We start from the raw sequence: 1,944 nt of genomic DNA, 5'->3' as shown, positions 1-1,944 counted from the left end.
TTGTTATTTTGTTTCACATAAACCGTCCTTAAAAATAGGGCGGTTTTTATTACTAACCCAAAAGCTGCCTAGCTATAATTATATTACGGTTTAAAACGTCAGTTTTTTTAGTCTAACACTTGATAACTCACATAAATTTTTATACCCTTATGACTCTTTTAACCAAACAATTGTCCATTAATAAAACTACTAGATGCATACTCTATTAGAGATAAGGAGTTGAGTTATAGGTACTAATAGTTGCTAAACGCTCAATCATAAGTTGCTATTGTATTTAATAAACTATGGATCCGGCTAAACCTTTTAAGTGTTCAACAGACCCTAAGGAGAACCTATCGGTTATGATCAAAAACAAGCCCTACGATCCTGAGGTAAAGGGCTATAGAGCCTCATCAAACTTTTTATTAGATATTGCCCCTCTTGTACTCACCGCCATGATATTGATGGTGCAGTTCTTCATCTTTAAAGACTTTACCCCTCACATCCCGTTAGCCTGTGGTATCTTAATTACAGCTGTTTTTATGGCAGCGCGTGGTCGTAGTTGGGAGGGTATGGAGTCACGATTTTTACGTGTTATCCGAGTCGGCCTACTAGCTATTATTATACTGATGGGCGTCGGTATGTTAGTCGGCTCTTGGATTATAGCGGGTACCGTGCCGACTATTTTGTATTACGGATTTGACATATTTAGTCCTTCATCCTTTTTAGTTTCGGTTTGTATTATTTGTGCCATTATTTCCATAGCAACGGGCTCTTCATGGGGTACGGTTGGTACAGTCGGTCTGGCAATGATGGGTATCGGAGTAGGGCTGGGTTTACCGCCTGAGTTAACGGGTGGCGCGATTGTATCAGGTGCCTTCTTTGGTGATAAGATGTCGCCACTATCAGACACTACAAATTTAACGCCAGCGGCAGCAGGAATAGATATCTGGGACCATATCAAGGGGTTATTACCAACTACCTTGCCAGCGCTGGTGATTGCACTGGGTTTATATGCTTGGATAGGCAGTAGTTATAGCTCTGACTCAGTAGATATGTCGTCAGTGAGGCAGATGCAGGCTACGCTTTCTGCCAACTACAATATCAGTGTTATAACGCTCTTGCCAGCTGTGGTGGTGATTGGCGCTGCAGTGATGAAATTTCCAGCCATTCCCACTGTATTGATAGGGGTGTTTGTGTCGTCACTCATCGCTTTCTTTTTACAAGGGGTCGGCGTACATGACATCTTTACAGTATTGCAAGATGGTTATGTCAGTAAAACGGGCATAGAGACCGTTGATCAATTACTGACCAAAGGCGGCGTCATGTCGATGACGTGGGTGGTGACGTTGACTATTTTCGCGTTGGCATTTGTTGGCTCTCTTGAGCACTACGGTACCCTAAAGGCCATCATGGCAAAGCTCAACAAAATAGTGAAGACCAGATTCGGTTTGGTAGGGTCGACCTATGCCATCGTATTAGGCGTGGGTACTATCATTGGCGATGTATATACGACGCTTGTGTTACCGGGGCGTTTAATGAAAGACAAATACAAGCAAATGGGCTTTAATCGAACCACCTTGACCCGTACAATCGAGGACGCTGGTACTTTATTATCACCCCTCATTCCTTGGAATATGGGTGGTAGTTATGTTGCGGCAACGTTGGGCGCCGCCACACTCACTTATGCACCGTATGCCTTTGTGTGTTGGATTTCACCGCTGATTGGTTTGCTGTGGCTAGTCCTTAATAAGTTCATTCCACGTGAAGAACCGCAACGCGTCGAGGCGATGGAGAACTTAGTACATCCAGACGCTCGTTAATTTAACTGGGTGTGTTAGTTAAGACATTATTAGATTAATTCATCAAGTCAAGCATAAAAAAGCCACTCTCACTATGAGAGTGGTTTTTTTATACTTGCAGTTTTTGACGGCTTATATTGCATGTTTTATGAAGGTATACGTT

Annotated in this window: 1 protein-coding gene; it reads left to right on the top strand. The window is 42.8% G+C overall.

Features of this window, described 5'->3' with window-relative positions; genetic code table 11:
* Positions 1 to 341 precede the first annotated feature (341 nt).
* Positions 342 to 1,802, top strand: a complete 1,461-nt coding sequence (nhaC, locus tag AC2SLO_RS08125) for a Na+/H+ antiporter NhaC (protein ID WP_486543098.1) — start codon at positions 342 to 344, stop codon at positions 1,800 to 1,802.
* Positions 1,803 to 1,944 lie beyond the last annotated feature (142 nt).

It is taken from the genome of Psychrobacter sp. CX14, from assembly GCF_057396205.2.
The sequence above is the reverse complement of the archived record's forward strand: the minus strand, read 5'-3'. Positions and strand labels throughout refer to the sequence as shown.